The organism is Streptomyces sulphureus DSM 40104 (assembly GCF_000381025.1).
Taxonomy (GTDB): domain Bacteria; phylum Actinomycetota; class Actinomycetes; order Streptomycetales; family Streptomycetaceae; genus Streptomyces; species Streptomyces sulphureus.
The window spans coordinates 39,124-64,921 of sequence record NZ_KB905826.1; the positions used below are offsets into that span (position 1 = coordinate 39,124).

The window sequence follows — 25,798 nt, forward strand, 5'->3', positions numbered from 1 at the left end:
GCGCCGGTAGAGCAAGCCCGCACATCTGACGCTGGTGCGCCAGATGTATGCCAGAACGGTCGATGCTCCAGAGGCAACGTGGGTCTGCTGAAGAATGGCTATCGCCCACTCCTGCACGGGTTCACCCAGCTCATGCCTTCCGGAAAGACCTGTTGCCCCGTGGTGCCCAGGGTGGGGGCTTCAGGTGTGGACAGCGCTGGGAGAGCGCGGGGTAGCTTCGACGCTCATAAGTCGACTTCAGGAGGCTCGTGTGCATGCTGATGCTTCGAGCAGGCCGGGGCAACTCTGGGCGGCCGGTGAAGTCTTGGCGCGTCCGGGCCGGTGTCTGGTGTGGCAGGTGTGTACGGGTGGCACTTCGAGGAGGCGCCGCACCCGGACCTGCCAGCCGGGCGGCTTGAAGCGGTGCTGAGCGAGTGGATGACCGAGTACGTGCGCGTGTGCTGGCTGGAGCATCCGGAGCCGTGGACCGTTGAGGCAGATCTGATCAGTCGTCTGGACCTGCCGCTGAACCTCGATCGGGCCCGGCGCAACCCCTTCCACCCACGTCTCACCGAGCTACGTGCCCGGGCACGACAGCGGGCGAGAGAGCTGCCCCCACCGCGTGACAGGCCGCGTCGGGTGGACGCCACCAGCGGGTGCTGTACAGCAGCGAAGTACAGCACCTCCGCTGACCGTTGGCGCCCGCAGGCCCCTCGCGGCGTCAGTCGTGCGATCACTCCGACCGTGGATGTCCGAGCTGTCCACAGCTTGTAAACAGAAGGCCGTCGGTTCGAAACCGACAGGCGGCTCTCCGAGCGGAAGACCCCGTACCGGGATAGGCGCGAGACCTTTGCGGTTCTTTCGGCAGTGCGTTGATCGCGTCTGGGTGCGCCAGGCCGCGGTGGCTCAGGCGCTCGGCGTGGTCACCGACTCCTTCGCGACGGCACATCGGGGAAGCCCGCAGGCATGTCAGCAGCAATCCCGTGGACCTGACCCAGCCCGTCCGGCAACGGCCGTGGAAGGAGCCCCTCATGCATAAGTCCACCGCCAAGCGTTGGAGCTGTACGTGCACTTGATCGTTCTGCCGGCCTCGTTGGTGGTTGTGGCGCCGTGGTCGCTGTTGCGGCAGTACTGGCCTGCTGAGTAGCAGTTGCCGGAGTTCGAGACGAGCGTGCAGGAGCCGGTGTTGTTCTCGGTGGTGGTGTCCTCGTCGGTGTTGTCCGCGGCTGCCGTGTCGTCGTCGCTGTCGGCCGGCTCGGCGGGGGCCTGTTCGGTGACCGTGACCGTGGGGCCGGGTTTCGGCTTGGCCTTGACGGTTCTGGTGACGGTGGGGGCCGGTGCGGGGGTCGCGGTGGTGGTGACGGTCGTTGCGGGCTTGGCCGTGACGGGCTGTTGCTCGGTGTCTTCGGCGGTGCCGATGATCAGGCCCGTGAGGAACAGGGCCGAGCCGCCGAGCCATACGAGGACGCGTTTGTGGAGCGGGCGGGTGTCGGGCGGTCTCGGTGCCGGCGGTATGGGGCCGGTGTACGGGTTGGTCATCTCGTCCCCCCCAAGGCTGTTTCGGGTGGAGTGACCGTAGTGCTCGGTGAGTTGGGGTGTGGAGGGTACGTGAGAGAAGTGATGGTTCTGTGACCGTTGGCTGTGGCCGGGGTACCGGCGTCTCAGGGCACCAGCACCACCTTCCCCACGGTTTCCCGGTTCTCCAGCGCGCGGTGGGCGGCTGCCGCCTCGGTGAGGGGGAAGGTGTGGACGAGCGGAGCGAGGACGTCCTCCGTGGCGAGGCGTAGGGATGCCTCCTCGAACTCGCGCTTCCGGTCCTGCACTTGGGCTGCTGGGAGGCCGCGCACGGTGATTCCCTCGGTGGGGGCCTCCTCGGTGCCGTCGTCCGCCTCCGGGGAGACGCGGGTGGAGGCGCCGCCGTACGCGTGGTGGATCGCGGCGGGGGCGAGCAGGGTGGTGGCGGTGCGGGCGAGTGCGCCGCCCGGGCCGTCGAAGAGGTGGGTGACGGGGCGGGGCGTGCCGAGGGCGGTGCGGACGGTCTCGGGCCAGTCGGGGCGGTTGTAGTCGACGGCGAGGTCGGCGCCGAGGCTGCGGGCGCGGTCGGTCTTCTCCGGGCCGCCGGCGGCGGCGATGGTGCGGGCGCCGCGGTGGTGTGCGTACTGGGTGAGGAGTGCGCCCATACCGCCGGCGGCGGCGAGGACGAGGACCGTGTCCGCCGCGGTGAGTTCGACGCTGTCGAGGACGGCCATGACGGTGCGGCCCGTGCCGATCATCGCGACGGCCTGCGCCGCGGAGAGCTGTTCGGGCACGAAGTGGACGGACTCGACGGGTACGACGGCGAGTTCGGCGTAGCCTCCCGGCGCGCGGCCCAGGTGCGCGACGACGCGGCGGCCGAGCAGCGAGGTGTCGACGCCGGGGCCGACGGCGTCGACGGTGCCCGCGACCTCGCGCCCCGGGACCGTCGGCAGTTCGGGGAGTGGGAAGGGCCCGAGGGCGCGTCCCTGGCGGATGACGGCGTCGAGCAGGTGGACTCCGGCCGCCTCGACGGCGACGCGGAGGTGGTCCGCGGGCGGGAGCGGGTCGGGCACCTGCTCGAGGACGAGGTTCTCCGCGGGGCCGAAAGCGTGCAGGTGGACGGCGTGCATGGCGGTCTCCGGTGGTGTGGTCGGCGTGGTCGCGCCATCCTGCAACTTGAAGTGCGGTACAGGTAAAGCGTCGGAAGTGCTGTCAGCGGTGGGCGGCAGGATGGTGGGCATGGTGCAGAAACAGCAGCGTGAGATGCCGGTCGTCCGCAGGCCCGGGTTGGCCCTGCCACCGCTCTCCCCTTTCCGTGAAGGGGAGTTGGGGCCCGAGGGCGATCACGACGGCGTGGCCTTCGAGGACCTTGACCTGAGTGGGCAGTCCGCTATCGGGACGATGTTCCTCGACTGCGGCCTCCACCGCTGCCGGCTCGACGACGCGGCGCTGGGGCGGGCCCGCTTCCTCGACTCGCTCCTCGACTCCGTCTCCGGGGTGGGCACGGACCTCGCCGGCGCGCAACTCCGCGACGTGGAGCTGCGGGACGCGCGGCTCGGCGGCACCAAGCTCCAGGGGGCCGCGTTCGACCGGGTGCTCATCCGCGGCGGCAAGCTCGAGTTCCTCAACCTGCGCCAGGCCGAGTTGACCGATGTGGCCTTCGAGGGGTGCGTCCTCGTCGAACCGGACTTCTCCGGGGCCAGGTTGCGGCGGGTCTCGTTCGACGGCTGCACGCTGCGGCGGTCGGATCTGACAGGCGCGGAGCTGCAGGATGTCGATCTGCGGGGAGCGGTGGAGCTGGACATCGCCTCGGGGAGCGACCGCCTTTCGGGAACGGTGATCTCGTCGGTGCAGCTCACGGAGTTGGCGCCGGTGCTCGCGGCTCAGCTTGGGTTGCGCGTGCAGGGGTAGGAGCAACCGGCTCCTGCGGGTGGGTAGTTGGCGTGCGAGGAAGAGCGGCGATTCGCGGATTGCGTGACGTGCGCAGGCTCTCTCGATGGACCCGAACGCTTCCTACCGTGAAAGCGGAGCGGAGAAGTGCGCGTGGCGACAGCCGAGGCCGCCGAGCGTGCGCCACGTGCACGGGACCCGCGCTCCGCACCGGGCGCAGCGCACCCCCCATCCGACTCGGCGCTGCACCGCGGGAAGCGTCAGGCGAGGTGAGCCGGTGGCCTGGCGCGTCCTCGTCAAAGGTCCCTCTCGGAGGCGGTCGGTCTCAGGAGAGGTACCCCTCGACCTCCGTCTGCGGCCGTACGCGCGCACGGGACGGGTCCTCGCCCGCCTCCTGCGCGGCCCGGCGCTGGCGGAGCAGGTCCCAGCACTGGTCCAACTCCCGCTCCACGTCGGCGAGGGCGGCGTTCTCCTCGTCGCTGCTCAGCTCTCCCTCGGAGAGCCGGGCGCGGAGCCGGTGCTCGTCCTCGACGAGCTGCTGGACTCTGCCGAGGATCTGTGTCTGGGCCCGGTGCTCGCGTTCGTCGGCCACCGGGTCGTTCTGCGGCTTGCCCATCGCGTCCACCTTCCTCGAGCTCTGCGTCCAGCGTAGGAACGCGGCGCGGACCTCGCGATTCGGGCGTGGGTCACACCCGTGGCCGGCGGGCGAGGAGGCCGAGGACGGAAGGGTTGTGGTCGAGCCCCTCGTGCATGTCGGTGAGGTCGGCGACGAGGTCGTGGAGGAAGTCGCGGGCCTCCCGGCGCAGCACCGAGTGGGAGAGGACGAGCGGCGGCGCTGTCCTCGCGGTCCAATCGGCAGTGATCTCGACTGTTCCGAAGCGGCGTGTGAACCGCATGCGGTCCGCCGACTCGGTGAAGTCGAACTCTGCCTCGTAGGGACCGGGGGCACGGCTGCCGCGCGGGTCGCGGTCGAGCTCTTCCACGATGTCGGAGAGGGCCCATGCGAAGTCGAGGACCGGCACCCATCCCCAGGCTGTGGAGAGTTCGGTGTCCTCCTCCGTGTCGGCGAGGTGGACGTCGCCGCAGAAGAGGTCGTGGCGGAGGGTGCGGACGTCGGCTGCGGCGTAGTCCGTCTGCGGCGGGTCCGGGAAGCGGGGCGAGAGCGAGTAGCCGATGTCGAGCACCGGGGGATGGTTTCACGGCGGACGGCCGGAAGGGACACCGGGACCGCGGGCGCCGGCCGACCCGTTGAGCGGAGCGGCGGGCCGGCCGGCGCGGCGCACGTCAGACGTTGACGCCGAAGTCCTGCGCGATGCCGGTGAGCCCGGAGGCGTAGCCCTGGCCGACGGCGCGGAACTTCCACTCCTCGCCGTGCCGGTACATCTCGCCGAAGACCATCGCCGTCTCCGTCGCCGCGTCCTCCGAGAGGTCGTAGCGGGCGATCTCGGATTCGTCGGACTGGTTGACGATCCGGATGAAGGCGTTCCGCACCTGGCCGAAGTTCTGGCTGCGCGACTCGGCGTCGTAGATCGACACCGGGAAGACGATCTTGTCCACCTCGGCGGGGAGGGAGGCGAGGTTGATCTTGATCTGCTCGTCGTCGCCCTCGCCCTCGCCGGTGACGTTGTCGCCGGTGTGCACGATGGTCTGGTCCGGCGTCGCCGTGTTGTTGAAGAAGACGAAGTGCTGGTCCGAGTAGACCTTGCCGGCCTCGTTGACGGCGATGGCGCTCGCGTCGAGGTCGAAGTCGGTACCCGTGGTGGTGCGCACGTCCCAGCCGAGGCCGACCGTGACGGCGCCCAGGCCCGGTGCCTCCTTGGTGAGCGAGACGTTGCCGCCCTTGGACAGGCTTACAGCCATGGGGTGCCCTTCTGTCAGTTCGCTTGCCCGGAGTCTCCGGGATCGAGGGTCGAGGGAGGCGCACCGGCGGAACGCCGCCCTGTCCTCCTCAACGCCCTCCGGGCGGCGACGGGTTCCAGAATCTTTGCGTTCTTTACGCGCCGTTGTCGGGGAGCCGCTCGGGGTCGCGCGCAAATGCGGATGACGGACGCACGCCGGAGCGCGACCATGGACGCATGTCAGGGCCCTATGTCATACGAGGCTCGGTGGTGCTCCCCGAGTCGGAGCTGAACTGGCGCTTCTCGCGCTCCTCGGGGCCGGGCGGCCAGCACGTCAACACCGCCGACACCCGCGTCGAACTCCGCTTCCCGCTGGCGCGCACCGAGGCCCTGCCTCCGGTGTGGAAGGAGCGGGCGCTGGAGCGCCTCGCCGACCGGCTGACGGAGGACGGTGTCCTCGTCGTCCGCGCCGACCAGCACCGCTCGCAGTGGCGCAACCGCGAGACCGCCGCCGTCCGCATGGCCGCGCTCCTCGCCGAGGCGACGGCGCCACCGCCCCCGCCCCGTCGGAGGAAGCGCACGCCCCGCCGCGTCAACGAGCGCCGCCTGCAGGAGAAGAAGCGCAGGGGCGACCTCAAACGTGGCCGCTCCAGGGGCGGTAGCTGGGACTGAGCGCCGCGCTACCCGAGCGCCCGGTAGTTGCTGCGGTAGTAGACGAGCGGGGAGCGGTCCTCCTGCCCGAGGCGGGTGGCGAGGACGCGGCCGACGACGAGCGTGTGGTCCCCCGCGTGCACCCGCTGCTCGGTGCGGCACTCCACGGCGGCGAGTGCACCGTCGACGAGCGGGGCGCCGCTCATCTCCCCGACGGTGTGGGGAAGTTCGCGGAAGAGCAGGCGGTCGCTGAGGCGCCCCTTCATGGCGAAGCGGCCGGCGACCTGGCGCTGCTCGTCGGTGAGGAGCGAGACGGCCCAGTGGTCCTGGCGTTCGAGCAGCTCGTCCATCCGGGAATCCGTGCGCAGGCTGACGAGTACCAGCGGCGGTTCGAGGGAGACGGAGAGGAACGCCGTCGCGGTCATGCCGACGTCGCTGCCCGAGGTCCCCTCCTCCGGGTCGTGCGCCGTGGCCAGCACGACGCCGGCGGCGAGTCGTGCCATCGCGGCCCGGAACTGCTCATCGCTCACCCCTTCAGGATGGGGTATCGCCGCCGAGCCCCGACCGCCCCCCGCGGAGGACTCGTCGGACTCGGAGTTCGTCTGCTGTTGCACTGCATGGGACACGTGAGCAACGCTAACGACCGCGCTGACCATACGGAATCGGCCTCGGGTACCAGAGGGCCCAGGACCTTCGGCCGGTCCGCAGCAGTGGCGCGACGCCCTTCGGCCGCGTCGGGGGCCGCATTCCAAGGCGGAGGGGCGTCCGTCCCCGGTGCTCCACGCTCCGGGGTCAACTGACTGCGTATTGTTGTGACTTGAGTCACAGACGGGGGTAATTGTTGACCCTGAGTACCGAGTGAACAGCTCGCTGTGATTCAGTGGCCGGTGGCAGTCGGAGTGACATCCCACGAGTACCTGGAGTGCGCGAACGTGGCTCAGGGGGGAGGGCGATGGAGACCGAGTCGGAGCCCTATGTCCGCCTCGCCAGTCTGCGGCAGTTGCACCATGCCCTGGCACGGCTCAACACCGCCCGCAGCCTCGCCGACACCCTCCAGTGCGTCGCCGACGGCGTCGTCGACTGCCTAGGATTCCAGCTCGCCGCGGTGAACCTCGTACGCGGGGAGGGCGACCTCGTGGTCGCCGCCGTCGCGGGGAGCGACGCGGCCGAGGCCGTGATGAGCGGCAGGGTCGGCTCCCGCGACGCGTGGGACCGGCGCCTGGGGATGGGTGAGCGCTGGGGCGAGCTCGTCTTCGTCCCCTACGCCGAGGGCTGGGTGCTCGACGGGGACGACGTGCCGGAGTGGCACACGGCAGGGCCTGCCCCGCGCTTCCCCAACGAGTGGCACCCGATGGACCGGCTGATGGCCCCGCTGTGCACCTCGGACGGCGAGCTGATCGGCGTCCTCTCGGTCGACCGCCCCGTCAACGGGCGGCGTCCGGGCGCCTGGGGCTGCGAGGCGCTCCAGATGTACACCTCGCAGGCGGCGATAGCCATCAGCAATGCACGGCTGCGCTCCAACATGCAGCGCGCCCTCGTCAGGCTCGAACGCGAGCAGCAGGCTCTCCGCGCGAGCGAGGAGAGCTTCCGCCAGGCGTTCGAGTACGCACCGAGCGGCATGGCCGTCGCGGAGATGGGCGGCGACCAGCACGGCCGCCTCGTCCGTGCCAACGACGCGCTCTGCCGCCTGCTGGGGCGCCCGGCGGCGGCGATGCGCCGGTACTCCTTCTCCGACCTCGTCCACCCCGAGGACATCACGACGCTGCTGCGGACGTCGGCCGAGGGTGGCCGTGCCGAGCTGCGGCTCTCGCGCAGGGACGGTTCCTACGTGTGGGTCTCGCTGCGGAACTCCGTCGTCGCCGACACCGCGGACGGGCCGCGCCTCCTCCTCACCCACGTCGAGGACATCGAGGAGCGCAAGCGGCACGAGCTCCACCTCGCGCACCGCGCCAGCCACGACTCCCTCACCGGGCTCCCCAACAGCGCCGAGCTGCGGTCGCGCCTCTCCAGCAGGCTGTGCAACCGCCCGAGCCCGGCGCTGGCACCTGCGGAGGCGTACGGCTGGGCCGAGGAGGAGGGCGCCGGTTTCGAGCCGCCCTACTCTCTCGACGCGCAGGGGTTCCCCGAGGTCTATCCGTTCGAGCCGCCCGAGGGCGCGGGCGCCGAGGCGCCGTCGCCGCTCTCGCCGACGCCGAACCACGTCCACGCCGAGCCTCCGGAGGAAGGGCCCGACGGCCGGAAGGGGCTCGCCGTCCTCTTCTGCGACCTCGACGGGTTCAAGTCGATCAACGACCGGCACGGCCACCACTGCGGTGACGCCGTCCTCATCGAGGTCGCCAATCGCCTCACGGCCGGGGTCCGCGAGAACGACACCGTGGCGCGCCTGGGCGGCGACGAGTTCGTGGTCCTCGCCGACGGGCTCGGGCCCGCCGAGGCGCAGGACCTCGCCGTGCGGCTGCGCAACGCGATCATCCCGCCGATCCGGGTCGACGGCGGCAGCGTCCGCGTGGGCGCGAGCTTCGGCATCGGCTGGGCGCAGTGCGGCATGACGGCCGACGAGGTGCTGCACTCCGCGGACCAGCGGATGTACGTCGAGAAGCGGTCCCGTTCCAAGGGGCAGCGTCGGGCCGGCTAGCGGATGCGGGCCGAGGGCGCCGCGTCGCCTAATGTGGCTGCCGCACAGGGGAGTTCGTCCGTGTGGGGGCGACGCGTTGCGGGGTGTGGGGGTTCTGTGGGGATGTGAGGTTCGCCGCTGTCCCGCATGAGATGCGGGGGCCCGGATGAGGCTCTGCCCAACGTCCGTATGGTGCACGTACGTCGCTCGTTGTTGTTCACAGAGCGGCTTTGTCTGATCGTTCCGTGTTGGCCTGATGGCCGCCCCGGAGAGGTAGGCTCAGCCGGATACCAAAGCAGTGGGGAGTGAAGGGGATGACCGCCGAGAACAACGGCTCGGGTTCGGCGCCGGAGGGCGACGACCCGTTCGCCTACCTGTACAGGCAGGAGGGCGCCGCAGGCTCAGCGGGCCAGACGGCTTCCCAACCCGGCGTCCCCAGGCGTTCGTACAACCAGGTCCGCGCCGTCGGTGAACGGCAGTACGGCCAGGCGCAGTCGGGCGCACCCGGCCCGGCCCAGCAGCCCAACGCGCACTACGCGGCCCCCGAGACGATGCCGGGCGGCCGCGCCGCCGCCCGTCAGGAGGGGCAGCCGCAGCGCGGCGGCCGGAACCGCACCGGCCTGTTGATCGGGGCGATCGCCGTGGTCGCGGCCGTCGTCGTCGGTATCGGTGCGGCCGTCATCTTCAACAACGACGAGAGCGCTCCGCCCGAGCAGCAGGCGGGCAGTGGCGAGACGGACCAGCCCGGCGAGGAGGAGCCCGAGGAGGACACCGCGGGCGGCGACGACAAGAAGCCCCAGAAGGAACTCCCCAAGGAGGACGCCGCATCGCTCCGGCTCGACGGCGGCGCCGTCCCGGCGAAGGACGTCGCCGACGCACAGGCACGCGGCGGCACGTACGTGGGCGGCATGGACAAGCCGGGCGCCTCGGTGACCTGGGAGCTCAAGGACATCCCGAAGGACGGCAAGTACACGCTCTTCGTGCGGTACGGCGTCCCGGGCAAGGACGCGGACGCCACGCTCGCGGTCAACGGCAAGCCCAGCTCCCAGAAGCTCAACCTCTCCAACTTCGCCGGTGCCGACAAGGGCGAGTGGGACAAGGGCTGGACACGCACCTTCTCCTGGATCGACCTGAAGAAGGGCGACAACGCCGTCACCATCTCCTGCGGCGACGGCAACACCTGCAACTTCAACCTCGACCAGATGTGGCTCAAGGGCGGCTGGGTCAAGCAGTGACCGGCGGGCCGCTGCCCCGCCGGGGTGCGGACGCGCTCGGCTAGAGTCGCTCGCGTGCCCGCCGTACCGCGCCTCATCGATTGCGAAGAGATCCGCCACACGTCACAAGGGCTGGCGCTCCCCGCGCTGCTGTGGCGGGCGGGGCCCGGGTGGCGGATGGCGTCGAGCGCCGTGGTGGGCGGGGGGATCGGCGAGCGCGGCTGGTTCCTCAACGCGCAGGTGCAGCACGGGTATCGGCGGCGCGACCCGGAGGCGCACCTCCGGGAGATCGCCGCGGCGCACGTGGCGGGCGAGGGCGTCGCGATGATGACGGCAGCGGAGATCTCGCGCGCACGCGGGCTCGCGACCGACGGCGGCGCAGAGGCGCTGGTGACCGCCGGGGTGGGCGTCGCCGGTTGGGCCGCCGTCCCTGCCGGGGCCGCCGTGGCGCCGAGCGGGCCCGGCACCGTCAACATCCTCGCCGCGCTGCCGGTGCCGCTCTCCGACGCGGCGCTCGTCAACGCCGTCGCGACGGCCACGGAGGCGAAGGTGCAGGCGCTCGTCGAAGCCGGGTACGAGGCGACCGGTACCCCGACGGACGCGGTGTGCGTGGCGGCGCAGACGCTCCCCGTACGGGGCGGCCCGTGGGCAACTCGGGCCGCCGTCACCGGAGTTCGGGTGCCTCGTCAAGCCCCGCGGGAGCCGAAGCGCGCCCCCGGCGGTGAGCGCCCGGCGCACGCCGTGACGGCGGGCAGGCGCCCCGAGGAGTCTCAGGGAACGGCCCGTGCCGAGGCGGCAGAGCCCGCGGTCGTCCAGTTCGCCGGCCCGCGCTCGGAGTGGGGCGCACGGCTCGCGCGGGCGGTCCACGGGGCGACCGCCCAAGCCCTGGTGCGGTACGCGGCCGTTCGGGACGCGCGGGCGAGTACCTGATCGGACCGCTCCCCGACTCGACGGCGTCGGACGGGTCTGCGGCCGCCTCTCACCCGGCCCGTCGCCGAGCCCGCCGCGCCACCGGTACGAGCGGCAGCGTGGCGGCGACGAGCACGGCGGAGACCCCGAACGCGCCGGGCACGCCCCACGCGTGCGCGAGTACGCCGACCCCGGCGGCGCCGACGCCCGTGCCGCCGTCGAAGCCCATGTTCCACGCCGTGCTCGCCGCCGCGTGCTCGCCCGGCGCCGCGCGCTGGAACATCAGCACGAGTGTGTCGTTCTGGAGCGCCCCGAAGCCGAGCCCGTAGCAGGTGGCGGGGAGAACGGCGAGCGCCGCCGCGGCGGCCGGGTGCAGGGCGAGGACGGCGAGGCCGCCCATGCCGAGCGCGCAGGCGGCCACGTACCAGCCGAGCCGGCCGCCCGCGCCGGCGCGGTCGCTGTACGCGCCCGCGAGGTACCGACCGGCCGCGATGCCGGCGGAGACGGCGAAGAGCGCCAGGGGCGCGGCGGCCGGCGCCGTGAGGACGAGCGGCAGGAAAGCGGTGATCCCGCCGAGCGCGCAGGCGCCCGCCGCGAGCACCGTGAACGGTGCCGTGTGCGGGCCGTACGCGGCGCGTACGGAGCGAGCGGGCTGCCCGATCCCGTCGTCCGGTGCGCTGTCGGGCGCCGTCCGCGTGCCCTTCGGCAGCGTCAGGGCGAGCGGACAGGCGAGGACCGCGAGCAGTCCCGTACTGACGAAGACCGCGGTGAACCCGAGGTGTGCGGCGGCCCAGACGGCGAACGGCAGCAGCACGATCTGCGGTACGCCGACGGCCACCCCGTACCAGCCGACCGCTCGCCCGCGCCGCTCCGCGCGGACCAGCTCGACGACGAGCGCGCTCCCCGCGACGGCGACGAGCCCGAATCCGACGCCCCGCACCGCGCTGATCGCCAGCACCCAGGCGAGCTCGGAGGAGAGGGGGTAGGCGAGCGTCGGCAGGCCGAGGAGGAGCGCACCCGAGGCGAAGAGCTGCCGCAGCGTCCAGCGTCGGAGGAGGCGCCCGATGCAGGTCTGCGCCCCGACGGTCGTCGCCATCGTGACGCCGGTCGCCGCGCCGACGCCGCCGGCCTGCGAACCGCCGTCGGCCGCCCAGAGCGGGACGACGGAGAGGAGCGGCGCGTAGTTCGCGAAGGCGCAGAGCGTGGCGAGGAGCAGCACGCGGAACGCGGAGTCGGCGAGGGGCGTCTCCGCGGGTGCCGTGGTGCGGGGGCGTCGGCGCGAGGAGAGCGGGGTCATGGCATCTGTCTATGCCGAGGCCCTCCGCCGGGTCCAACCGCCGCCGCCGACTGCCCTGTTGACGTCATGGAGTGACGTTGCTGCCACACAGTGCCACCGGTTCGTCCCCGAGAAGCGGGATGCCCTGATTTCTTCCACGATGGAGTCGGTACGGCTTCTGCCCGTGGACGCCGCGGCCCCGGGCCGTGGAGTGCCGCGGTGGAAGACACTCCCCGCAGTGCTCGGAGGTAGGACCGATGGCTGAGAAGAGCGAGAAGAGCCCGCAGGACCGCGGCACGACGACGATCTCCGACACCGTCGTCGCCAAGACCGCAGGGATCGCGGCGCGCGAGGTGTCCGGTGTCCATGCCCTCGGCGGAGCCGCTTCGCAGATGATCGGGGCCGTCCGTAAGCGCGTCGGCGGAGGCACCGACGTGACGCAGGGTGTCTCCGTGGAGGTCGGCCAGACGCAGGCCGCGGTGGAGATGAGCATCGAGGTCGACTACGGCGAGCAGATCCACAAGGTCGCCCAGCACGTGAGGCAGCGGGTCGTCCAGCGCGTCGAGACGATGACGGGGCTGGAGGTGGTGGAGGTCGACATCACGGTCACCGACGTCTACGTCGAGGGCGAGGACTCGCAGCAGGACCAGCAGAACCAGCAGAACCAACAGCGCCAGCAGGGCCAGCAGTCGCAGGAGCAGGGCCGCTCGCTGCGCTGAGCGCGCCGTGCCGCCGGCGGGGCGGTCCCCTTCGGGGGTCGCTCCGCGGTACAGCCAACAGACCCGTCGTGCACGGGTGTTCCCTTCCGGGACCGGCGACGTCCCGGCCTCCCCAGGAGGCGCGCCATGCAGTCGATGCAGAGCATGAGAGGGCTGCTCGGCGGACTCGAACCCGAGCAGCGCGAGCGGTTGCGGACGCTCGGCACCGAGGTCGCCTTCGCGCCGGGGGCGGAGATCTTCGAGGAGGGGACGAGGGCCGACCGCTTCTGGATTCTCCGCAGCGGCTCCGCCGTCCTCGACCTGCACGTGCCGGGCCGCCGCCGGGTCGTCATCGACACCGTGCGGCAGGGCGAACTCCTCGGCTGGTCCTGGCTCTTCCCGCCCTACGTCTGGACGCTCAACGGCGAGGCGGCGACCTCGGTGCGCGCCCTGGAGTTCGACGCGGAGGAGGTGCGGCAGCTCTGCCGCGAGGACCCGGCGCTCGGTCAGGCGCTCGTCTGGGCCGTCGCCTCTGTCATCGGTGACCGCCTGCGCCGCTCCCGCAGCCGCCTCCTCGACCTCTTCGGCCCGTACGCGCCGCAGGGTCGCACGGAGGAGGACGGCGACTAGCGCGCCGGGAGTTCACGCGGTTGCGCTCAACCGCGCACGCCGCCCCCGACGCAGAGCGGGCTCACCCGCCCCTCCAGCATCTCCGCGAGGCCGTTGACGGCGCAGAGCTGTGGCTCCTCCGCGATGTGCACGGTCATCCCCGTCGTCTGGCGGATGCGCTCGTCGAGCCCGGGGAGGACGGCGCTGCCACCGGCGAGGACCATCCCGCGCTCGGCGAGGTCGGCCACGAGGTCGGGAGGGCAACCGAGGAGGACGGACCTGATCGAGTCGGAGAGGTTCGCCAGCGGCAGCGCCACCGCGGTACGGATGTCCCGCGGATTGACGCTGACGCTCCTGGCGAGTCCGCTCACGACGTCGCGGCCGATCACCTCGGCGATCTGGGCGTCGGACTCCTCGCCTGCGAGGGCGAGTTGGAGCGGCCGCACGGCCTCGCTCGGCAGCAGCAGCTCGTGCTGGTTGCGCAGATGCTGCACGACGGCGTGGTGGACGGTGTCCCCGCCGAGCCGCACGGTGTCCGAGGCGACGATGGCGCCGAGCGACAACACGGCAACCTGCGTGCTCGCCGCGCCGCACACCAGGATCATCGTCGCTTCCGGCAGCTCGACCGGCAGCCCCGAACCCACGGCCGCGGCCGTCGGCGAGTCGACGAGCTCCACCCGCCGGGCGCCGACCCCCGTGAGCGTCTCCACGGCGGCCCTGCGCGCGAGCGGATCGGCGTCGTGCGGGACGACGGCGGCGGCGCGGACGAGTGCGCGCCGTCTGCGCAGCCCCCGCAGCTTGGTGCCGACGAGCGCACGCAGCATCCGCTGCGCCATGTCGATGTCGACGACGGTGCCACCGGCGACGGGGCGTACCACCCGGATGTGCGGCGGCGTCCGGCCGTCCATCCGCTCGGCTGCCTCGCCGACGGCGATCAGCGTCCCCGAAAGCGTGTTGACGGCGACCGCGGACGGCGCGTCCACGATGAGCCCGGACCCCTTGACGTAGACGCGGGTGCGCGAGGCGCCCATGTCGACGGCGACCGAGCAGCGCCGCAGGTTCTCCAGCGTGGGGCTCATCCGAATCTCCTTGCGCGAGTACCCCCGCGTGTTCCGCTAGGGCGGAGCCGGGAGGCGTCGGAGGGCGGTGTGGTGGTCGCGCCTGGCGGCCACATCGCCATCCTGGGCAGCCCGTGCTCCGGGCGCGCGGCGGAGTGGTCCGGTCGGGCGAGAACCGGACCCCCGCTGCGGCGCGCTACTCGACGGAGGCCGGGAACGCGGACTCATCCGCGGTTCCCTCCTCGCTGAACTGCGTGCGGTACAGCTCCCTGTAGCGCCCGCCGAGCGCGAGGAGCTCCTCGTGCGTGCCGCGCTCGACGATGCGTCCCTCCTCCAGCACGAGGATCTGGTCCGCGGCGCGGACGGTGGAGAGACGGTGTGCGATCACCACCGAGGTGCGCCCCTGGAGCGCCTCGGTGAGCGCCTCCTGGACGGCGGCCTCCGAGGTGGAGTCGAGGTGCGCCGTCGCCTCGTCGAGGATCACCACCTGGGGCTGCGCGAGCAGCAGTCTCGCAATGGTGAGCCGCTGCCGCTCGCCCCCGGAGAGCCGGTACCCGCGCTCGCCGACGAGGGTGTCGAGCCCGTCGGGGAGCGCGGCGACGAGGCCGTCGAGGCGGGCGCGGCGGAGTGCGGACCACAGCTCCTCGTCCGCGGCGCCGGGGGCGGCGAAGACGAGGTTGGCGCGGATCGTGTCGTGGAAGAGGTGGCCGTCCTGGGTGACGAGGCCGAGGGTGCGGCGCAGCGAGGCGGCGGTGAGGTCGCGTACGTCGCGCCCGCCGACACGGACCGCGCCGGCGTCGACGTCGTAGAGGCGGGGCGGAAGCGAGGCGAGGGTGGACTTCCCCGCTCCGGAGGAGCCGACGAGCGCGACCATCTCGCCGGGGGCCGCGCGGAAGCTGACGTCGTGGAGGACGCGCTCGCCTCCGCGGGTGTCGAGGACGGCCACCTCCTCCAGGGAGGCGAGGGAGACCTTCTCGGCGGTCGGGTAGGCGAAGTCGACGTGGTCGAACTCGACGTCGGCCGGGCCCTCTTCGGCGTCGACGGCGTCGGCGCGCTCCCTGATCAGCGGCCTGAGGTCGAGCACCTCGAAGACCCGCTCGAAGCTGACGAGCGCGCTCATCACCTCGACCCTGGCGCCCGCGAGCGCGGTGAGCGGGGCGTAGAGGCGAGTGAGCAGCAGCGCGAGCGAGACGACGGTGCCCGCCTGGAGGGTGCCGCCGAGTGCGAAGAGCCCGCCGAGCCCGTAGACGAGCGCGAGCGCCAGCGCGGAGACGAGCGTGAGCGCGGTGATGAAGAGGTGCTGCACCATCGCCGTCCGCACGCCCAGGTCGCGTACGCGGCCCGCGCGTTGGGCGAACTCGCGCGACTCCTCGTCCGGACGGCCGAAGAGTTTGACGAGGGTGGCGCCCGGTGCGGAGAACCGTTCGGTCATCCGCGTGCTCATCGTCGCGTTGTGCTGCGCCCGCTCCCGCTCCAGCCGGGCCAGGCGGCTGCCCATGCGGCGCGCGGGGACGACGAAGAGCGGGAGGAGCACGAGCGTCAGCAGGGTGATCTGCCAGGAGAGGCGGAGCATCACGCCGAGCGTCAGCAGCAGCGTCACGAGGTTGGCGACGACGTCGGAGAGGGTGCTGCTGAAGGCGCGTTGGGCGCCGATGACGTCGTTGTTGAGGCGGCTGACGAGGGCGCCCGTGCGGGTGCGGGTGAAGAACGCGACCGGCATCCGCTGCACGTGGTCGTAGACGGCGGTGCGCAGGTCGAGGATGAGCCCTTCGCCGATCCGTGCCGAGAGCCACCGGGTGACGACGCCGACCGCTGCTTCGGCTAGGGCGATCAGCGCGATGAGGCCGGAGAGTTGGAGCACGGTGCGGCCGGGGCTGCCGTCGACGATCGCGTCCATCACCTCGCCCGCGAGGAGCGGTGTGGCGACGGTGAGGGCGGCGAGGAGGCTGCTGAGGACGAGGAAGGCGAGCATGCGGCGGTGGTGGCGTGCGGCGAAACGGTAGATGCGCCGCAACGTGGTGCGGGAGAGGCGGCGGCGGTCGGGGCCTTCGCCGTCGGGGGTATGGGTCTGGGAGAGGGCGTGCCACGCCGTCATCTCCATGCTCATGAGGGCCTCCGGTACGTGGTGCGGTCGGTGCGCCGCTGGTCTGTCGGCCCGCCGAGAGTAGAAGTTGAAGTTCTGTTCAAGTCAACGTGTGTACTGCGACGGACCCAACCGTCCGTGTGAGTAGGCGGGTTGGGACCGTCGGCCGAGGCGGCACGGACAGGTGGACGGGCCGGTGCTGCGTCTTCGGGCGGGGGAGGTGACCACGTACCGGATGTGCAGGTCAGATCGAGGGGAACGGGGCCGTGCCCTGGGCCGTCAAAGCCGCGGCGTGCCCAGGGGCGCCGCGCGTCCCGGTCCGACCGGGTGTGATGGGCCGGCGACGGCGCGTCGTGCACGTGCATTAGCACATGCGTGCGCATGTGAACGCGGTTATGATCCCGAGAAGTTGACGACTTTCACAGCGTCAGCAGAAACCCCCCACATTTCGAGCCCAGGAGATCCCAGTGCCTCAGGCGTTCAACGGCATGGCAGCCAAGGACCTCCAGGCAGTGGAGTGGCGCAAGAGCCGCTTCAGCAACTCGCAGGGAACCTGTGTGGAGTTCGCCAAACTGCCAGGAGGCGATGTCGCGATGCGCAACTCGCGCTTTCCCGACGGTCCCGCACTCGTCTACACCACAGCGGAGATGGAGGCGATGATGCGCGGCGTCAAGGAGGGAGAGTTCGACTACCTGCTGGGGGAATGAGCCGCCCGGCATGCCATCGGGGCTCGACGGCCCCCTGACCGACCGCCGCCGGCGGCCCGCCGGGCGCCGGCAGCGGAGAAGTGCGCGGGCCTGTGCGGGCGGCCGACGCCGGTGCCCGACAGGCTGTTTCGGCCGAGACCCACGCCGGGGCGCCGTCTGGTACGGCCGCGCGCCCGGGCTCGTACACCGAGACCCGGGCCCTCAGCAGGCGCGGCCCGCGTTCATCCGGCGTCGAGCTCGAAGAGCGCCCACACGACCTTGCCGGAGAGCGCGCCGCCGAGCGGGTGCCAGCCCCAGCGGTCGCTGAAGCAGTCGACGAGGCAGAGGCCGCGCCCCGACTCGGCGGTGAAGTCGACGTACGCCGCGTGCTCTTCGCCGGCCTCCGCGGTCGCCCTGCAACCCGCCTCGAGGGACTCGGCGCACTCGACGAACTCCTCGTACGCGAGGGCCTCGGGGCCGCACGGCGTCGCCGGAGGCGCCTTCGGCGGCTCTCCGCTCGGGTCGCGTACGGCGCACAGGAGCCGGGCCGACCAGTGCAGCAGGTGGAGCCGGATCGGCGGTTCCGCCTCCTCCGGCCGCTCTTCCGGCAGCCCGTGCCGCATCGCGTTGGTGACGAGCTCGGAGACGACGAGCGCGACGTCCTCGAACCGAGCGATGAGGCCCCAGTGTTCGAGCGTCTTGCCGGTGAAGTCCCGTGCGCTTTTCACGGCTTCGTACCGGGGCGGAAGCGCGCAGGAAGCCGAACCGGAGACGGGGCTTCCGTCGTCGAGGTTCGGGAGACCGTGCCATAAGGGCTCCAGCACGGTCGGTCCTTCGGTACCCATGGCGGGCCGCTCCTGGCGTCGCGGGGGGCTGATCCGCTGGGGACCAGGACTGGTGGCGGTGGACGCGTTCGCTCTCGCAAGGTGGCCGGAAGGTGCACCAACTCCGGTGACGTCCGGTCAACTTGTGTGGGTCCCATGGTTCCGAAAGCCGCCTGCGGATGCAAGGGCAGATGCACGTGCACGCGTGACTTTCGCTCGTCTGTAACCGCATGGGCACGCAACGGAGCGCGGAGGTGGCACACTTCCCTCCAAGCAGGGGTGGAGGGTTGATCAGAATGCCTACAGAGCCGGCAAACAATGGCAACGGGGGAGTGAACGGGGCAAGTAGTCCAAACGGTTCGATGGTTCGCCGTATCCTGCTCGGGTCCCAGTTGCGGAGGCTCCGTGAAGGCCGCGGTGTCTCCCGCGAGGCTGCCGGTTATTCAATTCGCGCGTCGGAATCCAAGATCAGTCGGATGGAGCTGGGCCGTGTGAGTTTCAAGGCACGTGACGTCGCAGATCTGTTGACGCTCTACGGAGTCACCGACGAGTCGGAGCGGGAGCCGCTCCTCGGGCTCGCCCGGGACTCCAGCATCGCCGGGTGGTGGCACAGCTACAGCGACGTGCTGCCCGGCTGGTTCCAGACCTACGTCGGCCTGGAGGGCGCCGCCTCCCGCATCAACACGTACGAAGTCCAGTTCGTGCACGGGCTGTTGCAGACCGAGGAGTACGCACAGGCCGTGGTCACCGCGGGCCATCGGGGACAGCTACCGGAGGAGGAGGTCGAGCGACGCGTGTCGCTGCGGCTGGAGCGCCAGAAGCTCCTCCACGGCGAGACCGCGCCCCACCTGCTCTGCATACTCGACGAGGCCGCGCTGCGCCGTCCGTTCGGCAGCACGGCCATCATGCAGGGGCAGTTGGAGCACCTCGCCGAGGTCTCCGAGAGCCCCAGCATCACCCTCCGGGTGGTGCCCTTCGAGTTCGGCGGCCACCCGGCGGAGAGCGGCGCGTTCACGCTGCTGAGCTTCCCGGAGCCGGACCTCAGCGACGTCGTCTACCTGGAGCAGCTCACCAGCTCGCTGTACCTCGACAAGAAGGACGAAGTCGCCCAGTACCACCAGGTGTTGGCCCGCCTCGTGGAGGACGGCCTCTCTCCCGCGCACACCCGGGACCATCTTCGGCGAATCCGCCAACTTGTGTGAACGACAAGTAGGATGAGGTCGTTTCGAGCCGACGCTGCGGGCCGTCGCCGCTCCCGGAGCGCGCAGGACCCGGACCGCCGGAAGCGCGGGCGCCGGCTCGGGACCGACCGCGACGGCCCCCCACGTCACCGCCCGCGCGGCCCCGAACGCCCGGAGCCCGCAGCAGAGCCTCAGGAAAACGGCGTCCCGCTAAGGATCGGCATGTCCTACTTCACCGAGCTTGCGCTCCAGTACATCGACGGCGAATGGCGTCCTGGCGGCGGCTCCTGGGACATCGTCGACTTCAACCCCTACAACGGGGAGAAGCTCGCCTCGATCACGGTGGCGACGGTCGAGGAGGTCGACGAGGCGTACCGCGCGGCGGCACGGGCGCAGCGGGAGTGGGCCGCGACCAACGCGTACACCCGCAGGCTCGTCTTCGAGCGGGCGCTCCACATCGTCGAGGAGAGCGAGGAGCGGATCACCGAGGCGATCGTCGCGGAGCTCGGCGGGACCCGCCTCAAGGCCGCCTTCGAGCTGCAACTCGCCAAGGAACTCCTCCGCGAGTCTGTGCAGTTGGCGCTGCGACCGGAGGGGAGCATTCTGCCCTCGCCCGTCGACGGCAAGGAGAACCGCGTCTACCGCGTGCCCGTCGGTGTCGTCGGCGTGGTCTCGCCCTTCAACTTCCCCTTCTTCCTGACGCTCAAGTCGGTCGCCCCTGCGCTCGCGCTCGGCAACGGCGTCGTCCTCAAGCCGCACCAGAACACGCCGGTCTGCGGCGGCGGCCTCGTCGCGCGCGTGCTGGAGCAGGCCGGGCTGCCGCCCGGGCTGCTCAACGTCGTGATGACGGACATCGCCGAGATCGGGGACGCGCTCGTCGAGCACCCGGTGCCGAAGGTGATCTCCTTCACCGGCTCGGACAAGGTCGGCGGCCACGTCGCGTCGGTGGCGGCTTCGCACTTCAAGCGCACCGTCCTGGAGATGGGCGGCAACAGCGCACTCATCGTCCTCGACGACGCCGACCTCGAGTACGCCGTCGACGCCGCGGTCTTCAGCCGTTTCGTCCACCACGGCCAGGTCTGCATGGCGGCCAACCGCCTCATCGTCGACCGCTCCGTGGCCGAGGAGTTCACGGAACGCTTCGTGGCCAAGGTGCGCACGCTGCGCGTCGGGGACCCGGAGGACCCGGAGACGCACATCGGCCCGCTGATCAACTCCGGTCAGGCGGAGGCGATCACGGGCGCCGTCGAGCAGGCGGTGCAGCAGGGAGCCACGGCTCTCCTCAGGGGCGAGACCCGCGGCAACCTCGTCCCGCCCGCCGTCCTCACCGACATCCCGCCGGGGTGCCCGCTGCTGCGCGAGGAGGTCTTCGGCCCCGTCGCCCTGATCCTCCCCGTGGACGGCGAGGAGGAGGCGGTCCGCGTCGCCAACGACTCCCCCTACGGCCTCGCGGGCGCCGTGCACACGGCGGACGTCGAGCGGGGTGTGGCGCTCGCCTGGCGCATCGAGACGGGGATGTTCCACGTCAACGACTCCACCGTGCACGACGAGCCGATCGTCCCCTTCGGCGGTGAGAAGCACTCGGGCGTCGGCCGGCTCGGCGGCTCGCAGATGGTGGAGGCGTTCACCACGACCAAGTGGATCTCCGTCCAACACGGGCGCAGCGCCTTCCCGTTCTGACGCCCGCCATCCCCCCACTCCGCGGCTGCGGTCGAGCGAGGTACCGGAGCGACGAAGGAGTCGGTACGGCCGAACTGGTGTCCGAAGCGCCCGACCTGCTCCGGGAGGAGGGCACAAAAAGCCTCGCCCCGCAAGCCGGCACCGGTAGTGCCTCGTCCTATCCTTGTCGCCATCCGAGGCGTGACCGCGAATGCGGCGGCGAGGGCGTGAGAGGTGGACGATGTCGGCGATCCGGCTGCTCGTCCTGGGCGCCGTGCGGCTCCGCGGTCGCGCGCACGGCTACCAGGTCCGCAACGACCTGGAGTCCTGGGGCGCCCAGTACTGGTCAAACGTCAAGCCCGGCTCGATCTACCACGCGCTGAAGCAGCTTGCGAAGCAGGAGCTGCTCCATGCACACGAGTCGGCCCCGTCGGCCGCCGGCGGCCCACCGCGCACCGAGTACGAACTCACCCCCGCCGGCGACGCCGAGTTCCTCCGCCTGCTCCGGCACTCCCTCGCCGCGATCGACGAGAAGCCCGACGTCCTCACCTCGGGCGTCGGCTTCCTCGTCGACCTGAGCCGCGAGGAGGCGCTCGCCCTTCTCGGGCAGCGGCTCGAAGCGCTGGAGGAGTGGCAGGCCGAGGTCGCGGAGGAGTGGACCCCGGACGAGCCGGCGGAGTGGAGCCACATCGGCGAGATCATGCGGCTCTGGGTCCACAACGCGGAGAGCGACGCGCGGTGGGCGCGTGGACTCGTGGCACGCCTGGAGGCGGGTGCGTACGTGATGGCGGGCGAGGGCGGGCGGGACCTCTCCGTGCTCGTCGACCGGAATCCGCGTGCGGCCGAGGTGCTCGCCAGGTCCGACGCCGTACGGCGGAGGCTCGGCTGAGACCTGTGCCCGGTTCCGCGTGAAGTGGGACGATCTGCGCTGTACGGAAGCGCCCACCGGCGCCCGCGAGCGGAGAGGAACCGCACATGCCCGAGTCGGTCGACGTGAGGGAGTTGCGGCTCGGCGTCTACGGCGTCGACGGTGCCACCTCCGAACTGGCCCGTGAGGCCCGCGACCTGCTCTCCCGCAGACTCCCGGGCGGCTGGCTGCTGGAGGAGCGCACCGCGGAGACACCGTCGGAGCCCGGTGACGCGCTCAGCATCGGCGAGCTCTACGCCGAACTCCCCGAGCAGTGGCGGATCGAGCACCCCGGCGCCGACCCGGGAGAGCGACGCGTCGTCGAACTCCGCGTCGGCGTACGTACCTCCGCCTCCGAGGCACGCGCACTCTCCGAGGCGCTCTGCCGCCTCGCCTGCCCCGATCTCGCCCACGAGGGACCGTGCGCCCTCCCCTGGTCGTCGAGCGTCCTCGACCCCGTCGACGAGGAGACGCGGGACGAGCTCCGCGAGCGGTACGGCCCGCTCGCCTGAGACCGGCTTGCACCTCACGCCGCGTGAGGGCCGAGGGTGGTGCGCGTCGGCGGACGGTCGCCGACCGGCGCGGAAAGGAGGCGGGATGGGCCACTCGGTGGGACGGGTCGCCGCTCTCTCCGGCGTCACGGTGCGCACACTGCACCACTACGACGCGCTCGGACTGCTCGTCCCCGGCGAGCGCACCCCGGCCGGCCACCGCAGGTACTCGGACGAGGACCTCGACCGGCTCCAGCAGATCCTCTTCTACCGTGGGCTCGGCTTCCCACTCGACGAGGTGGCCTCGCTCCTCGACGACCCGACGGCCGACGCCTACACCCATCTCCGGCGCAGGCACGCGCTGCTGAGGGAGCGGATCGGGGTGCTGACCGAGATGGCCGCCGCCGTGGAGAAGGCGATGGAGGCGAGAAGGATGGGCATCAACCTCACCCCGGAGGAGAAGTTCGAGGTCTTCGGCGACTTCGACCCGGACCGGTACGCGGACGAGGCGGAGCGCCGCTGGGCGGGCCGGTCGGGCGGAGCCTGGGAGGAGTCGCAGCGCCGGGCCGCCGCGTACACCAAGGAGGACTGGAAGCGCCTGCGCGAGGAGATGGACGACATCCATCGGCGCCTCGCCGACGCGCTGGCGTCCGGCGTCCCGGCCGACGCCCCCGAGGCGACGGACCTCGCCGAGGAGCACCGCCGCTTCATCGCACGCAGCAGTTACGAGTGCGACCACCGGATGCACGAGCAGCTCGGCGAGATGTACGTCTCCGACGAGCGGTTCACCGCGACCTACGAGGCGATCAGGCCCGGCCTCGCCGCCTACGTGCGCACGGCGATCGTCGCCAACGCGCGCCGGCACGGGGTGGGTTGAGGCCAACATCCCGACGGGCGACGAGCGGCGTGCCGACCTGCGGACGGGCGGCACGCCGCTCGTCGCTCGGCGCCGCGTTCCGCCGCACGGTTGCATTTGGCTCGCGCTCGTGGCGGGGTGCCGGTAAGGGGCGGCAGGCGCGAAGTATGACTATCGGCGACGGGTGCCGTCGGACCGAGCTGTGAGGACACCATGCGCCGGATCGCCTGCCGCAACCACCGCGCCGCCACCGCCACCGCCGCTGTCGTACTCGGCGCCGCCGCCGCGGTGCCCGCGCTCGCCGCCCCCGCGTCGGCCGACGGCCTGCCCCTGCGACCGCCGACGGGCTGCGCCGGCGGCGCCCACCCGGTCTTCGCCGGCCCCTGCGCCGACCCGGCCGCGCTCGACGCGGAGGACGCCGACCGCGCCGAGCAGTACGGGAGTTCGGCCGACGAGGCCCGCGCCGGCGCCACGACGTCCCGCCTCGCAGAGGGAGCGGGCGAGGCCGCGGAGCCGCACGGCGAGCTCGCCGGCGCTCCGCCCACCGTGGTGGCCTCCGCGCGTGACCTTCCCGCGCAGTGCGCCGCGTTGATCGGCGTCGGGCTCGTCCTCCTCGGCGTCGTCCGCCGCCTGCGCAGAGGCCGTGCCTGAACCGTGCCACCTCCGCGGCCCGGTGGTGCGGCGGTGCGGCGCCGAGGCCGGGCCGTGCCGGTCGGAGGCGCTCCTGAGCGGCGGATGCCGCCGCGTCAACTCCCCGCGGGGGAAGGCCGGGAGTCGGCCCTGGGCGCGTGCGGTGAAGCGTCCTCGCGACGGACTCCGCGATGTGAGGCAAACCGCATCCGCCGGTGGGAACCGGGCGAAGCCGCCCGCGCGTGGAGCAGGTGGCACCAGACGCGGTCGGTGCGCTCTCCGCGGGCGCGACCGGACGCGCCGTCGCACACCGTCGCTCGCGCGACCGGAACGAACCGCGCGGGCCCCCGCGCGAGCAACCCGGCATCCGCCGGCCCGCAGCAACCCACCAGCGACCCCACCGGATGCGCACCCGCGCACGCCGGTGCCGCGTGGGGCGCAGGCAGGGCGGAGGGGGCGGCTACGGCGGGCGTCCGGAGCGGGTTGAGGATGTGCGGAGCGCCCGGCGAACAACCGGGCGCCGGTGTACCAGGCACGGACGAGACCGGATAGGAGCGGAAAGCACAGTGGTTCGGGATTCCAGCGGGAACGGCGACGCGGAGGGCACTGGCCCGGAGGACGCGCAGCCTTCCGACGAGGCGCGGAGCGCCTTCACGCCACCGCTCGGGGTTCCGCTGCCGCCGGAACCCGAGGACGACCAGCCCACCTCGGAATTCACGATTCCGAGCGGCCTGAAGGTCACTCAGCCGTACGACATGGGCAGCGCGTTCACCCCGGCCGAGGGCATCCCCGTCGTCGGACCTCTCGCCAACAAGGGCGCCCCGTGGCAGGACCGCATGCGCACCATGGTGCGCATGCCGCTCGCCGAGCGCCCGGCGCCCGAGCGCGCACCGCGCGCTGAGGAGAGCGAGAGCGGCCCTGCCGTCCCCCGCGTCATCGACCTCACGCTCCGCATCGGGGAGCTGCTCCTCGCCGGGGGCGAGGGCGCGGAGGACGTCGAGGCCGCGATGTTCGGCGTCGCGCACGCCTTCGGGCTCGACCGCTCGGAGCCGAACGTCACCTTCACGCTCATCTCGATGACGCACCAGCCGTCGCTCGTCGACGACCCGATTTCGGTGAGCCGCACGGTCCGCCGCCGCGGCTCCGACTACACCCGCCTCGCCGCGGTCTTCGCCCTCGTCGACGACATCACCAGGGGCGACGTCACGCTGGAGGAGTCCTACCGGAGGCTCGCCGAGATACGGCGGAACCGGCACCCGTGGTCGAAGTGGGCGCTGACGGTGGCGAGCGGGGCGCTCTCGGGCGCCGCCTCCCTCCTCGTGGGCGGCGACGCGCTCGTCTTCGTCCTCGCCGCACTCGGCGCGATGCTCGGCGACCGGCTCGCCTGGATCTGCGCGGGGCGCGGGCTGCCGGAGTTCTACCAGTTCGTGGCGGCAGCGATGGCGCCGGCCGCCATAGGGGTCACGGTGGCGCTCTTCGCGCCGAAGGACGACTCGATCACGATGTCGGCCGCGGTGATCACCGGTGGCCTCTTCGCGCTCATCCCGGGACGTGCCCTAGTCGCTGCCGTGCAGGACGGCCTCACCGGGTACTACATCACCGCGGCCGCACGCCTGCTGGAGGTCGTGTACCTCATCGTGGGCATCGTCTGCGGTGTCGTGCTGATCCTCTACATCGGCTCCGAGCTGGAGGCGAACCTCACGCCCGACGTCGTCGAGCGCCACTCCAGGCCGACGATCCAGCTCTTCGCCGCGATGCTGCTCACCGCCGCCTTCTGCGTCCTGCTCCAGCAGTCCCGCGGCACCTTCGTGCTCGCCACGCTCAACGGGGGCGTCGCCTGGCTCGTCTTCGCTTCGCTCAGCGACACCGTGGGGGCACCGGCCGTCGCCTCGACGGCCGTTGCCGCCGGACTCGTCGGCCTCTTCGGGCAGTTGATGTCGCGGTACCAGTTCGCCTCGTCGCTGCCGTACATCACGGCGGCGATCGGACCGCTGCTCCCCGGCAGCGCGACCTACTTCGGGCTGCTCAACATCGCGCAGGGCTCACTCGACAAGGGGATAGAGCAGATCGCCAAGGCCGTCGCCCTCGCGCTCGCCATCGCGATCGGCGTCAACCTCGGAGGCGAACTCGCGCGGCTCTTCATGAAGGCACCCGGGCAGGAGACGAAGCTGCCGGGACGCCGTGCCGCGAAGCGGACCCGCGGGTTCTGACCGCGCAGGCGAACGGCGTG

The 25,798-nt window shown here is 71.9% G+C and carries 26 protein-coding genes; 16 read left to right on the forward strand and 10 right to left on the reverse strand.

The genetic code is table 11. From position 1 onward, the window contains the following. Positions 1–417: 417 nt before the first annotated feature. Positions 418–753 (forward strand): GIY-YIG nuclease family protein, encoded by a 336-nt coding sequence (locus F603_RS36420; RefSeq protein WP_342665939.1) that lies wholly within the window; start codon positions 418–420, stop codon positions 751–753. A gap of 255 nt (positions 754–1,008) precedes the next feature. Here the strand turns inward: F603_RS36420 and F603_RS0127950 are convergent, their stop codons facing one another. Next, positions 1,009–1,518, reverse strand: a complete 510-nt coding sequence (locus F603_RS0127950; RefSeq protein ID WP_019549233.1) for a hypothetical protein — start codon at positions 1,516–1,518, stop codon at positions 1,009–1,011. A 122-nt stretch (positions 1,519–1,640) separates the two neighbouring features. Then, the gene (locus F603_RS0127955) at positions 1,641–2,624 is read right to left on the reverse strand and encodes a zinc-binding dehydrogenase (RefSeq protein ID WP_019549234.1); all 984 of its coding nucleotides are present in this window, start codon (positions 2,622–2,624) and stop codon (positions 1,641–1,643) included. Positions 2,625–2,733: 109 nt separating this feature from the next. On the opposite strand from F603_RS0127955, the gene F603_RS0127960 reads away from it, so the two are divergent. Then, the gene (locus tag F603_RS0127960) at positions 2,734–3,405 is read left to right on the forward strand and encodes a pentapeptide repeat-containing protein (protein WP_425427028.1); all 672 of its coding nucleotides are present in this window, start codon (positions 2,734–2,736) and stop codon (positions 3,403–3,405) included. A gap of 304 nt (positions 3,406–3,709) precedes the next feature. Here the strand turns inward: F603_RS0127960 and F603_RS0127965 are convergent, their stop codons facing one another. The 3 genes from F603_RS0127965 to F603_RS0127975 form a co-directional block, all read right to left on the reverse strand. Further along, a complete protein-coding gene (locus F603_RS0127965) occupies positions 3,710–4,000 on the reverse strand; it encodes a DUF2630 family protein (RefSeq protein WP_019549236.1) in 291 nt (96 codons plus the stop codon). 70 nt (positions 4,001–4,070) lie between these two features. Further along, on the reverse strand, positions 4,071–4,568 hold the full coding sequence (locus tag F603_RS0127970; RefSeq protein WP_019549237.1) for a hypothetical protein: 498 nt from the start codon (positions 4,566–4,568) through the stop codon (positions 4,071–4,073). A 100-nt stretch (positions 4,569–4,668) separates the two neighbouring features. Beyond that, entirely contained in the window at positions 4,669–5,244 is a 576-nt protein-coding gene (locus tag F603_RS0127975) for a TerD family protein (RefSeq protein WP_019549238.1), read from the reverse strand. 215 nt (positions 5,245–5,459) lie between these two features. Between F603_RS0127975 and arfB the strand changes: the two genes are divergently transcribed. Next, positions 5,460–5,894 carry an alternative ribosome rescue aminoacyl-tRNA hydrolase ArfB gene (arfB, locus tag F603_RS0127980; protein ID WP_026328780.1) on the forward strand — a complete coding sequence of 145 codons (435 nt, stop codon included), beginning with the start codon at positions 5,460–5,462 and terminating at the stop codon, positions 5,892–5,894. Positions 5,895–5,902: 8 nt separating this feature from the next. Here the strand turns inward: arfB and F603_RS0127985 are convergent, their stop codons facing one another. After that, entirely contained in the window at positions 5,903–6,487 is a 585-nt protein-coding gene (locus F603_RS0127985) for a flavin reductase family protein (RefSeq protein ID WP_019549240.1), read from the reverse strand. Between the two features lie 338 nt (positions 6,488–6,825). Between F603_RS0127985 and cdgB the strand changes: the two genes are divergently transcribed. The 3 genes from cdgB (at position 6,826) to F603_RS36625 (ending at position 10,631) form a co-directional block, all read left to right on the forward strand. Further along, a complete protein-coding gene (cdgB, locus tag F603_RS0127990; protein ID WP_019549241.1) occupies positions 6,826–8,508 on the forward strand; it encodes a diguanylate cyclase CdgB in 1,683 nt (560 codons plus the stop codon). A gap of 293 nt (positions 8,509–8,801) precedes the next feature. Continuing rightward, positions 8,802–9,722 carry a carbohydrate-binding protein gene (locus F603_RS0127995; RefSeq protein ID WP_019549242.1) on the forward strand — a complete coding sequence of 307 codons (921 nt, stop codon included), beginning with the start codon at positions 8,802–8,804 and terminating at the stop codon, positions 9,720–9,722. A 54-nt stretch (positions 9,723–9,776) separates the two neighbouring features. After that, positions 9,777–10,631, forward strand: coding sequence for an adenosylcobinamide amidohydrolase (locus F603_RS36625; RefSeq protein WP_026328781.1), 855 nt, complete (start codon positions 9,777–9,779; stop codon positions 10,629–10,631). Positions 10,632–10,680: 49 nt separating this feature from the next. Here F603_RS36625 and F603_RS0128005 read toward each other — a convergent pair whose 3' ends face one another. Further along, positions 10,681–11,907, reverse strand: a complete 1,227-nt coding sequence (locus F603_RS0128005; protein WP_019549244.1) for an MFS transporter — start codon at positions 11,905–11,907, stop codon at positions 10,681–10,683. 236 nt (positions 11,908–12,143) lie between these two features. Here F603_RS0128005 and F603_RS33115 point away from each other — a divergent pair, with 236 nt between their 5' ends. Together F603_RS33115 and F603_RS0128015 are read left to right on the forward strand one after the other, a co-directional pair. After that, a complete protein-coding gene (locus F603_RS33115) occupies positions 12,144–12,605 on the forward strand; it encodes an Asp23/Gls24 family envelope stress response protein (RefSeq protein ID WP_019549245.1) in 462 nt (153 codons plus the stop codon). A gap of 135 nt (positions 12,606–12,740) precedes the next feature. After that, a complete protein-coding gene (locus F603_RS0128015; RefSeq protein ID WP_037957276.1) occupies positions 12,741–13,214 on the forward strand; it encodes a cyclic nucleotide-binding domain-containing protein in 474 nt (157 codons plus the stop codon). Between the two features lie 26 nt (positions 13,215–13,240). On the opposite strand, the gene F603_RS0128020 is transcribed toward F603_RS0128015, so the two are convergent. Together F603_RS0128020 and F603_RS0128025 are read right to left on the reverse strand one after the other, a co-directional pair. Then, on the reverse strand, positions 13,241–14,272 hold the full coding sequence (locus F603_RS0128020) for a rod shape-determining protein (protein WP_019549247.1): 1,032 nt from the start codon (positions 14,270–14,272) through the stop codon (positions 13,241–13,243). 175 nt (positions 14,273–14,447) lie between these two features. Further along, on the reverse strand, positions 14,448–16,358 hold the full coding sequence (locus F603_RS0128025) for an ABC transporter ATP-binding protein (RefSeq protein ID WP_019549248.1): 1,911 nt from the start codon (positions 16,356–16,358) through the stop codon (positions 14,448–14,450). Positions 16,359–16,801: 443 nt separating this feature from the next. Between F603_RS0128025 and F603_RS0128030 the strand changes: the two genes are divergently transcribed. Further along, entirely contained in the window at positions 16,802–17,041 is a 240-nt protein-coding gene (locus F603_RS0128030; RefSeq protein ID WP_019549249.1) for a DUF397 domain-containing protein, read from the forward strand. Positions 17,042–17,262: 221 nt separating this feature from the next. Here the strand turns inward: F603_RS0128030 and F603_RS0128035 are convergent, their stop codons facing one another. Beyond that, on the reverse strand, positions 17,263–17,865 hold the full coding sequence (locus tag F603_RS0128035; RefSeq protein WP_019549250.1) for an ATP-binding protein: 603 nt from the start codon (positions 17,863–17,865) through the stop codon (positions 17,263–17,265). Positions 17,866–18,206: 341 nt separating this feature from the next. Between F603_RS0128035 and F603_RS0128040 the strand changes: the two genes are divergently transcribed. The 7 genes from F603_RS0128040 to F603_RS0128070 all read left to right on the forward strand — a co-directional run bounded on the left by F603_RS0128040 (position 18,207) and on the right by F603_RS0128070 (position 25,778). After that, on the forward strand, positions 18,207–19,046 hold the full coding sequence (locus F603_RS0128040) for a helix-turn-helix domain-containing protein (RefSeq protein ID WP_016910316.1): 840 nt from the start codon (positions 18,207–18,209) through the stop codon (positions 19,044–19,046). Positions 19,047–19,247: 201 nt separating this feature from the next. Beyond that, positions 19,248–20,705: an aldehyde dehydrogenase family protein gene (locus F603_RS0128045; protein ID WP_019549252.1), complete on the forward strand. Its 1,458-nt coding sequence runs from the start codon at positions 19,248–19,250 to the stop codon at positions 20,703–20,705. A gap of 220 nt (positions 20,706–20,925) precedes the next feature. Then, complete coding sequence (locus F603_RS0128050; protein ID WP_019549253.1) at positions 20,926–21,573, forward strand: PadR family transcriptional regulator; 648 nt, start codon at positions 20,926–20,928, stop codon at positions 21,571–21,573. An 86-nt stretch (positions 21,574–21,659) separates the two neighbouring features. Continuing rightward, positions 21,660–22,103 carry a hypothetical protein gene (locus tag F603_RS33655; RefSeq protein ID WP_019549254.1) on the forward strand — a complete coding sequence of 148 codons (444 nt, stop codon included), beginning with the start codon at positions 21,660–21,662 and terminating at the stop codon, positions 22,101–22,103. 85 nt (positions 22,104–22,188) lie between these two features. Continuing rightward, the gene (locus F603_RS0128060) at positions 22,189–22,959 is read left to right on the forward strand and encodes a MerR family transcriptional regulator (RefSeq protein WP_019549255.1); all 771 of its coding nucleotides are present in this window, start codon (positions 22,189–22,191) and stop codon (positions 22,957–22,959) included. Positions 22,960–23,151: 192 nt separating this feature from the next. Then, on the forward strand, positions 23,152–23,589 hold the full coding sequence (locus F603_RS0128065; RefSeq protein WP_019549256.1) for a hypothetical protein: 438 nt from the start codon (positions 23,152–23,154) through the stop codon (positions 23,587–23,589). A 545-nt stretch (positions 23,590–24,134) separates the two neighbouring features. Next, complete coding sequence (locus tag F603_RS0128070) at positions 24,135–25,778, forward strand: threonine/serine exporter family protein (RefSeq protein WP_019549257.1); 1,644 nt, start codon at positions 24,135–24,137, stop codon at positions 25,776–25,778. The last annotated feature ends 20 nt before the right edge of the window (positions 25,779–25,798 follow it).

Bases quoted from the DNA above. Each gene is read 5' to 3' on its own strand.
- F603_RS36420 (WP_342665939.1), top strand. From the start codon at position 418: ATGACCGAGTACGTGCGCGTGTGCTGGCTGGAGCATCCGGAGCCGTGG.
- F603_RS0127950 (WP_019549233.1), bottom strand. From the start codon at position 1,518: ATGACCAACCCGTACACCGGCCCCATACCGCCGGCACCGAGACCGCCC.
- F603_RS0127955 (WP_019549234.1), bottom strand. From the start codon at position 2,624: ATGCACGCCGTCCACCTGCACGCTTTCGGCCCCGCGGAGAACCTCGTC.
- F603_RS0127960 (WP_425427028.1), top strand. From the start codon at position 2,734: ATGGTGCAGAAACAGCAGCGTGAGATGCCGGTCGTCCGCAGGCCCGGG.
- F603_RS0127965 (WP_019549236.1), bottom strand. From the start codon at position 4,000: ATGGGCAAGCCGCAGAACGACCCGGTGGCCGACGAACGCGAGCACCGG.
- F603_RS0127975 (WP_019549238.1), bottom strand. From the start codon at position 5,244: ATGGCTGTAAGCCTGTCCAAGGGCGGCAACGTCTCGCTCACCAAGGAG.
- arfB (WP_026328780.1), top strand. From the start codon at position 5,460: ATGTCAGGGCCCTATGTCATACGAGGCTCGGTGGTGCTCCCCGAGTCG.
- cdgB (WP_019549241.1), top strand. From the start codon at position 6,826: ATGGAGACCGAGTCGGAGCCCTATGTCCGCCTCGCCAGTCTGCGGCAG.
- F603_RS0127995 (WP_019549242.1), top strand. From the start codon at position 8,802: ATGACCGCCGAGAACAACGGCTCGGGTTCGGCGCCGGAGGGCGACGAC.
- F603_RS0128005 (WP_019549244.1), bottom strand. From the start codon at position 11,907: ATGACCCCGCTCTCCTCGCGCCGACGCCCCCGCACCACGGCACCCGCG.
- F603_RS33115 (WP_019549245.1), top strand. From the start codon at position 12,144: ATGGCTGAGAAGAGCGAGAAGAGCCCGCAGGACCGCGGCACGACGACG.
- F603_RS0128015 (WP_037957276.1), top strand. From the start codon at position 12,741: ATGCAGAGCATGAGAGGGCTGCTCGGCGGACTCGAACCCGAGCAGCGC.
- F603_RS0128020 (WP_019549247.1), bottom strand. From the start codon at position 14,272: ATGAGCCCCACGCTGGAGAACCTGCGGCGCTGCTCGGTCGCCGTCGAC.
- F603_RS0128025 (WP_019549248.1), bottom strand. From the start codon at position 16,358: ATGAGCATGGAGATGACGGCGTGGCACGCCCTCTCCCAGACCCATACC.
- F603_RS0128035 (WP_019549250.1), bottom strand. From the start codon at position 17,865: ATGGGTACCGAAGGACCGACCGTGCTGGAGCCCTTATGGCACGGTCTC.
- F603_RS0128040 (WP_016910316.1), top strand. From the start codon at position 18,207: ATGGTTCGCCGTATCCTGCTCGGGTCCCAGTTGCGGAGGCTCCGTGAA.
- F603_RS0128045 (WP_019549252.1), top strand. From the start codon at position 19,248: ATGTCCTACTTCACCGAGCTTGCGCTCCAGTACATCGACGGCGAATGG.
- F603_RS0128050 (WP_019549253.1), top strand. From the start codon at position 20,926: ATGTCGGCGATCCGGCTGCTCGTCCTGGGCGCCGTGCGGCTCCGCGGT.
- F603_RS33655 (WP_019549254.1), top strand. From the start codon at position 21,660: ATGCCCGAGTCGGTCGACGTGAGGGAGTTGCGGCTCGGCGTCTACGGC.
- F603_RS0128060 (WP_019549255.1), top strand. From the start codon at position 22,189: ATGGGCCACTCGGTGGGACGGGTCGCCGCTCTCTCCGGCGTCACGGTG.
- F603_RS0128065 (WP_019549256.1), top strand. From the start codon at position 23,152: ATGCGCCGGATCGCCTGCCGCAACCACCGCGCCGCCACCGCCACCGCC.